The following is a 7257-nucleotide window of genomic DNA, read 5'->3' on the forward strand; positions in this document are numbered from 1 at the left end:
CCACCCCACCCGGAGACCTCCCGCGGCGAACTCCTTCGACAGGCCCCCGAGCACCACCGTGCGCGCGCCGATGCCCGGCACCGTCGCCTCCAGCCCCACCGGGCCTTGCACCGTCTCCGCCGTGGGGTTGGTGAGGTTCACCAGCCCGAAGATTTCATCCGACACGAGCAGGCAGCGCTGCTCCACCACATAGGCGGCCAGTCCCACCAGCTCCTCGTGGGAGAGGTAGTACCCGGAGGGGTTGGAGGGCTGCGAGATGACCACCACATCCGGCGCGCCCCCGCCCCTGCGGCCCTGGAGGGCGGAGAGCGGCGCGAGGTCCACCTCGGCCCCGGCGGCCACCCACGCGGGCGGCAGCATGCCGTAGCAGGGCGTGGCCACGAAGACGCGTGGCGCCCGTCCCAACAGCCGGCGCAGCGCCACGCCCAGGTGGTGCAGCAGCGGCCACACCCCCGGCGCGAGCGTCAGCTCCTCCGGCGCGTAGCGCACGCCCCGCGTCTCCAGCAGGAAGGCCGCCACCGACTCGGCCAGTCCGTGCTGCGTCCCCGTCCCACGGGGCGCCGCGCACGCCGCCACCAGCCCCTCCATCAACGGCCGTGGCAGGGGCGACTCGTTCTCCCCGTAGTCCAGCCGGACGAGCTCCGGGTCGCCCTCGCGGAACACCTTCGGCGCGAAGGCCGGGAAGCCCGCCAGCCGTGCGGTGCGCCTGGAGCGAGGCAGCGGCACCTTCGGCTCCGGGCGCGTGGGCGGGGGCTCCGGCGCCGCGAAGGCGATGCGGAAGGTGAGCAGCTCCGCGAAGGTGCGCTCGTAGAACCACTGCACCAGCGTGCTGATGCGCGAGTACGTCACCTCCGCCGCCACCTCCAGGTCTCCTCGCAGGGTCGCGGGCACCGGCAGCAGCAGCGTCAGCTCCCAGTCCGGGAAGACGGCGTTCTTGATGAGGCCGTACAGCACCACCAGGTGCGACGTCCGCGCCTCGCGGGCGAGGAACTCGAAGAGCGTGCGCGGCTCCACCTCGGCGGTGATGTTGAAGAAGGGGCTCTCGTCGAGCACCACCAGGATGCCGCGCCGCTCCGCCTCCGCGAGGATGTCCCGCAGCACCGCCATGTTGGCGCGGTCCTCGGGCTCCACCGACAGCAGCACCACCTTCACGTCGAAGGCGCTCAGCAGCCGCCGGATCTCCCCCAGCGTGTTGTGGGTGATGGTGACGCGCACCCCCGCCTTGTCCAGCACCGGCGCGTAGACGGCGTGCAGGTTGCGCGACACCAGCACCCCATCGCCCTCGTCGCAGGTGGCCAGCAGCAGCGAGTACACCGCCTGTTCGCGCTCGGGCGCGACGAAGATCTCCTCCTCGGCCAGCCGCAGGTCGAAGAAGCGCCCCAGGTAGCGCGCCACGAGCTGGCGCAGGCTGAAGTCCCCGGACTCGTGCGCGTACGGAAGGAAGGGCGAATGGGCCAGGCGCTCGGCCAGCGCGGCCACGAAGCCGAGCTGCTCGGGCGGAGCGGCCCCCAGGTCCAGCTCCTCCTGCAACCGGGCAACGTCCAGGGCCCGCAGGGCGGCACGCAGCGCGAGCGTCTCGCGAGGCAGGGCGAGCCTCGCCTCCCACACCGCCACCTCGTGCCAGATGGGATGGCCCGCGGCCAGCCACCCGAGCGCGGTGGCGGCGCGCAGGGGCTCGGGGCTGTGGGCCTCCATGAAGAACTCGAACTCGCGCCGCGTACGCTGCTCCAGCGCCACCAGCGGGCGGATGTCCGTGTCCGCCGCCTGCATCACCCGCCGCGCCACGCGCACCCGCGTGCTGAAGCCGCGCCGGGTGAACATGCGCTCGATGATGGCGCGCCCCGGCCGCCCCGCGAGGTTGAGCAGCAGCCGCCCCCGCGGCGCCAGTCGCTCGGGTACCTCGTCCAGCAGGCGCGCGATGAGCCCCAGCCCGAAGTGGTCCTCGTAGACGTTCTGGATGGCGCAGTAGTTGGACAGGTCGTAGAGGGCCTGCTCATCCGCCTCGGACACCTCCGCGGGAAGCCCCTCGCCGCGCAGCACCTGCGGGATGCAGCCCACCACGAAGTCCCACGCCTCGTGCTCCGGCACCTGGCGCAGCAGGTCGCTCTCGCCGAAGGACAGCCGCGCCACCAGCGCCTGGTCCCCGTTGAGCCACGCGTTGCACCACGCCACCGGGGCCGAGTGGGGATTGAGGTCCACGCCCCGGATGTGCGCCAGCCGGGTGAAGCGGGCGAGCGCGATGCAGATCCATCCCGAGCCCGCCCCCACCTCCACCAGCCGCTTGCCGGTGTACTCGTCGAGGGGCACCTTCAGCAGCCCCTCCAGGAAGGTGTAGGCCCAGGCCTCGGGGGAGAAGATGGAGGGCAGCAGGAGCAGCTCCAACCGCTCCTGCGAGGCGCCCACCGCCACCACCACCGAGCTGAGCCGCAGGGGCGCGCCCTCGGGCTTGTCCCGGGCGAGCCCCGCCAGCTCGCGCAGCTCGGCGAGGGCCCGCGGGCGGCTCTCGGGCACCGCGAGTTCCTCGGACAGGGCGCGGAGCTGCTGGAACGCCTCCCGGGGTGACGCGGGATAGGTGGCCATGAAGGGGGTGGCCTCAGGAGACGCCGGGGACGCGGAGGCTCACCATCGTCCCCTCGAGGAGGTCCCGATAGTCCGTGGCGGAGTAGCCCCGCATCCGCATGTGCAGGTCGGCCTCCGCGCGGGTGCGGAAGATGCTCCACGACCGCTTGGAGAGGGTCGCGACCGTGTAGAGCATCATCCGGGGGATGGGGCCGGGAGTGGCGCACACCACCTCCGTCACCCGCTCCGCCAGTTCCCGGTCGAGTTCCTTGAACGCATTGGCGTAGCCGATCCGCGCGTTCACCATGCCCGTCCCATCGTGGAAGAAGCACACGGTGCCGGTGGCATGCAGCTTCAGCGCCTTGCGGATCTCATCGCAGAGCGCCTTGCCATTGACCTCGTCACCCTGCTCGGGGTGCTTGACCATCATCAGCCAGGTCGCCAATGCGGGCGCATTGAGATTCGCCAGCGTCACACGCGACATGGGCGGTCTCTCGAGAACCTGGGGTTCTTGCTTGGATGGTGCGGGCATGGCTCCGCCATTCTAACTGGAGGAACGACATGCACTGGAGTCGAACGAGTCGAGCAAGTGTCATCCAGAAGCAGAACACGCTCCTGGTGGAAAGATGTGGCCTGGGTCGCATTGGAATTCCCACGTGCTCCGGGAGAGCGGGGAGCGATGCGGAACGCCCGGAGGATGCGCACCATGGCCCTCGCTCAGCTCTTGCCCCCAGGAGAACCGACCATGCGCATTTCGCTCCCGCTTCTCGGCCGTTCCTCCCTCGCCGCGCTCCTGCTGTCCCTGACGGCCTGTGGCATCGAACCCCCTCCCGGTGAGTCCGATGAAGACCCGGGGGTCGACGCGGGCACAGCCACCGACGCGGGCACCGATGCGGGCACGGGCAACCCGCGCACCGATGCGGGCACCGGCTCCGGCCCGGGTGGCACCGACGCGGGCACGGGCAACCCGGGTACCGACGCGGGCACGGGCACCGGCACTGGCACGACGACTTCCCGGCCGCTCAGCGCCTTCCAGGACGGCGTCATCACCTTCTACGACGCGAATGGCACCGGGAACTGTAGCTTCGACGCCACGAACGACCTGGACGTCGCCGCCATCATCAAGACCGAGTACCAGGGCAGCGCGGTGTGCGGCGCGTGCGCGGAGATCCAGGGACCCACGAGCACCCTGCGGGTGCGCATCGTGGACAGCTGCCCCGACTGTACGACGCCAGGCCATCTGGACTTGAGCCGCTCGGCGTTCGCGAAGCTGGCGGATCCCCTCCTCGGCCGCGTGAAGGTGAAGTGGCGCTTCGTCACCTGCCCGGTGACCGGCGCCATGCGCTACCGCTTCAAGGAGGGCAGCAGCCAGTGGTGGACCGGCATCCAGGTGCGCAATCACCACAAGCCCATCCGCAAGATGGAGTGGCTCAAGGGCCTCACGTGGGTGGAGATCCCGCGCCAGGACTACAACTACTTCGTCCAGTCCAGTGGCCTCGGCCTCGGTGCGATCACGATCCGTACGACCTCCTGGGACGGAGAGGTGGTCCAGGAAATCCTACCCGGCGTCCTGGACTCGCGGCTCGTCACGGGGCTGCGCCAGTTCACCCCGCTGCCTTGAGCGCGCCTGACCACTGCTTCACGGAGCGGCTCATCCTCCTCCCCAAGCCCCCCGGGGATGTGCTGCGCTAGAGGCCATGAGCAGGAAGAAGCCAAAGGACGAGGGGACCTGGGCGCTCATCCTGGAGAGCCTCGATGCCTTCAAGCCCGCGCACCTGGCGGCCCGCCTTCGGGAGTACCTCGTCCCGCGCATTCCCCGGGCAGCCACCCACCTCGACGAGTGGACGCGGCACACCCTCTTCGAGGGCGTCAGTGCGCTGCTCGCCGAGCACGCCGGGGCCTGGTACACGCTGGCCCGGGTGCGGCTCGGCAACGCGGTGCTGGGCGGTTACAGCCAGGGCTCCAGCTTCTTCAACCAGGGCCACCCGCCCGACGTCGGCGTGGAGAGCAACATCCAGCGCATCCTCTCCGCGCTCGGCGAGGCGCACGCGTGGCTCTGCACGCTCGACACCTACTTCCGCTCCCTGTCGCTCCCCACTGACGAGGAGGACCGCGAGGTGGTGCTGTCGGACGCGGTGCGGCGGGTCATCGACCTCACGATCGAGGCGACCAACTGCGAGGACGACTGGCACCTGCACGCCCACCTGGCGCTGGGCTGGCTGTTGGAGTCCCTGGGGCTCCGCCAGACCGAGCGCCTGAAGCGGGCCTTGAACGAGGCCTTGGTGGACTTCACGAGCTGGGTGGCGCCCTCGGTCGACCAGGCCCGCCACGCCGCGAACACCCTCGCGCGGGCGGCCGTGAAGGAGGACTTCTCCCTCGGGCGCGGTTCAGGCCGGCTGGATGCCGAGCCGCTCGTCCCGGCGCCGGAGCCAGGAGACGAGCGGCAGTGACAGCAGCACCATCCACGTCTTGCCGAGCACCTGCCCCAGCAGGAAATCGAGGCCACCGAAGGCGAGCTGGAGGAACAGGACGCTGTCGACGACGAGGCCCACGAGGCTGCTGGCGAGCACGGCCAGCACCAGGCCGCGCCGCTGAAGGGGCGTGTAGACGGCGAAGTCGGCCAGCTCGGAGATGGCGAAGGCGACGCTCGAGGCCACCACCAGCGAGGGGGGCGCGAGCACCGCCGAGAGCAGCGCGCCCAGGGCGATGGCCAGCAGCGTCCACCCCTTGCCCAGCCGGCGCTGCACCAGGTCGCGCAGCACGAGCGCGATGCCGACGATGAGGACGCCGCTCGGCGCCAGGACGCCCGGCCCCACGGGGAGCAGGCAGGGCCCATTGTCCGGACACACCACGCCCACGTGGCCGATCATCCAGTTGGACAGCGGAATCGAGGCCCCGAAGCCCAGCAGGTAGGTGAGCCCCTCGAGCCGGCGGCGATCCATGAACACTTGCTCCATCAACTGAACGGGGACGGTGGCACCCGGAGCGCGCCATAGCACGTTTCCCAGGTACAGTCAGACCGCGCCCCCCACCATGCGGACCTCCGACCGAGCCCTCTTCGACGACTCGCGCTGGCCCCTGCTCCTCGTCCGGTTACCGGGAACGCTCTCGGCCCAGGGACAGGAGGAGTGCCTCGCCACGCTCGTGGACTACCTGCGGCGCGGCAAGCTCCTGCTCCTCATGGACTTGAGCCGGATCGGCCTGGTGCCCCTCGACCAGCGCTGGCGTCAGGTGGAGTGGTTCGAGAAGCACGAGCACCTGCTGCGCGAGAGGGTGCTCGGTACCGCCCTCATCCTCACCTCGCCCATCGTCCGCCTGTCGATCAGCGCCATCCTGTACTTCAAGCCGCTCCCCATCCCCCTGGCCACCTTCAACGACCAGGGCAGCGCGGAGGCCTGGGTGGCCGAGCGCCTCCAGGAGGCGAAGCACACCCAGTCCCGGATGGAGAGCTGACGGCGGCGTCCGCTACACCCTGGGCGCCGTCGTCGCGAACTCCTGCGTCTCCAGCAGGCCCGTCTGCTTCAGCAGCGGCTGGGTGCTGGGAGCGCGGCCGCGGAAGGCCTGGAAGACCTCGAGCGGGTGGCGGCTGCCGCCGAGCGCGAGCACGGTGTCCCGGAAGCGCCGCCCGGTGCTGGCCACCGCCTGCGGGTTGGACAGCCCGGCCTCCTCGAAGGCGGAGAAGGCATCGGCGGAGAGCACCTCGGCCCACTTGTAGCTGTAGTAGCCCGCCGCGTAGCCGCCCGCGAAGATGTGCGAGAAGCCGCACAGGAAGCGGTCCTCCGGGAGCGGCTTGAGCACCGTGTTCTCCGCGGCCACGCGCTGCTGCACCTCGAGGAACCCCTGGGCGTTCTCGTCGGGAGTGTAGCGGTGGTGCAGCTCCAGGTCGATGGTGGCGAAGTACACCTGCCGCAGCGTCATGGAGGCGGCGCGGTAGATGCGCCCGGCGCGAATCTTGTCCTGGAGGGCCTTGGGCAGCGACTCGCCGGTGTCCACGTGGCGGGCCAGCCGGGAGAGCGTCTCCTCATGGAAGCACCAGTTCTCCATGAACTGGCTGGGCAGCTCCACCGCGTCCCACTCCACGTTGTTGATGCCCGCGGCCTCCGGGTAGTCCACGCGCGTGAGCATGTGCTGGAGGCCGTGGCCGAACTCGTGGAAGAGCGTCTCCACCTCGCGGAAGGTGAGGAGCGCGGGCTTGTTGCCCACTGGCGGCGTGAAGTTGCAGACGAGGTAGGCCACCGGCAGCCGCAGGCCCCCGTCCGGCAGGCGCTTGCGGTCCAGCGCGTTGTTCATCCACGCCCCGCCGCGCTTGGTGGCCGGACGGCTGTAGGGGTCCAGGTAGAAGGCGGCGATGTCCTTGCCGGACTCATCCGCCACGCGGAAGAAACGCACGCTCGAGTCCCACACCGGGGACTCCCCATCGGCGGCGCGCACCGTGACGCCGAAGAGACGCTTCGCGGTGTCGAACAGGCCCTCCAGCACGCGCGGCATGGCGAAGTAGGGCCGGAGCTCCTCGTCGGTATAGGCGTAGCGCTCCTCGCGCTGGCGCTCGGCCCAGAAGGGCACGTCCCACAGCTTCAGCTCGAGCGAGCCATTGCCCGTCTTGCGGCGGGCGTACTCGGTGAGCTCGGTGTGCTCGGCGCGGGCGCGCGAGCGGGCGGCCTCTCGCAGCTCACCGAGCAGCTTCTCGACGGCCTGCAC

The 7257-nt window shown here is 70.6% G+C and carries 7 protein-coding genes; 3 read left to right on the forward strand and 4 right to left on the reverse strand.

The window, feature by feature from the left end:
• Together VF794_RS23015 and VF794_RS23020 are read right to left on the reverse strand one after the other, a co-directional pair.
• The coding region (locus VF794_RS23015) for an aminotransferase class I/II-fold pyridoxal phosphate-dependent enzyme (RefSeq protein WP_331113849.1) at positions 1-2580 on the reverse strand (2580 nt) is incomplete at its 3' end.
• 13 nt (positions 2581-2593) lie between these two features.
• Entirely contained in the window at positions 2594-3043 is a 450-nt protein-coding gene (locus VF794_RS23020; protein ID WP_331113851.1) for a hypothetical protein, read from the reverse strand.
• Positions 3044-3304: 261 nt separating this feature from the next.
• Here VF794_RS23020 and VF794_RS23025 point away from each other — a divergent pair, with 261 nt between their 5' ends.
• Complete coding sequence (locus VF794_RS23025) at positions 3305-4180, forward strand: expansin EXLX1 family cellulose-binding protein (RefSeq protein ID WP_331113853.1); 876 nt, start codon at positions 3305-3307, stop codon at positions 4178-4180.
• 76 nt (positions 4181-4256) lie between these two features.
• Entirely contained in the window at positions 4257-5009 is a 753-nt protein-coding gene (locus tag VF794_RS23030; RefSeq protein WP_331113855.1) for a hypothetical protein, read from the forward strand.
• Here VF794_RS23030 and VF794_RS23035 read toward each other — a convergent pair.
• The gene (locus VF794_RS23035) at positions 4947-5501 is read right to left on the reverse strand and encodes a VUT family protein (RefSeq protein WP_331113856.1); all 555 of its coding nucleotides are present in this window, start codon (positions 5499-5501) and stop codon (positions 4947-4949) included. The two genes, VF794_RS23030 and VF794_RS23035, sit on opposite strands and share 63 nt — an antisense overlap.
• A gap of 91 nt (positions 5502-5592) precedes the next feature.
• Here VF794_RS23035 and VF794_RS23040 point away from each other — a divergent pair, with 91 nt between their 5' ends.
• Entirely contained in the window at positions 5593-6012 is a 420-nt protein-coding gene (locus VF794_RS23040; protein WP_331113858.1) for an STAS/SEC14 domain-containing protein, read from the forward strand.
• Between the two features lie 12 nt (positions 6013-6024).
• On the opposite strand, the gene VF794_RS23045 is transcribed toward VF794_RS23040, so the two are convergent.
• Positions 6025-7257, reverse strand: a 1233-nt coding sequence (locus tag VF794_RS23045) for a M3 family metallopeptidase (RefSeq protein ID WP_331113860.1), incomplete at its 5' end; no start/stop codon positions are given.

Source organism: Archangium sp. (assembly GCF_036389735.1).
GTDB lineage: Bacteria > Myxococcota > Myxococcia > Myxococcales > Myxococcaceae > Archangium.

Coding starts and splice junctions, on each gene's coding strand:
- VF794_RS23020 (WP_331113851.1), bottom strand. CDS start 3,043: ATGTCGCGTGTGACGCTGGCGAATCTCAATGCGCCCGCATTGGCGACC.
- VF794_RS23025 (WP_331113853.1), top strand. CDS start 3,305: ATGCGCATTTCGCTCCCGCTTCTCGGCCGTTCCTCCCTCGCCGCGCTC.
- VF794_RS23030 (WP_331113855.1), top strand. CDS start 4,257: ATGAGCAGGAAGAAGCCAAAGGACGAGGGGACCTGGGCGCTCATCCTG.
- VF794_RS23035 (WP_331113856.1), bottom strand. CDS start 5,501: ATGGATCGCCGCCGGCTCGAGGGGCTCACCTACCTGCTGGGCTTCGGG.
- VF794_RS23040 (WP_331113858.1), top strand. CDS start 5,593: ATGCGGACCTCCGACCGAGCCCTCTTCGACGACTCGCGCTGGCCCCTG.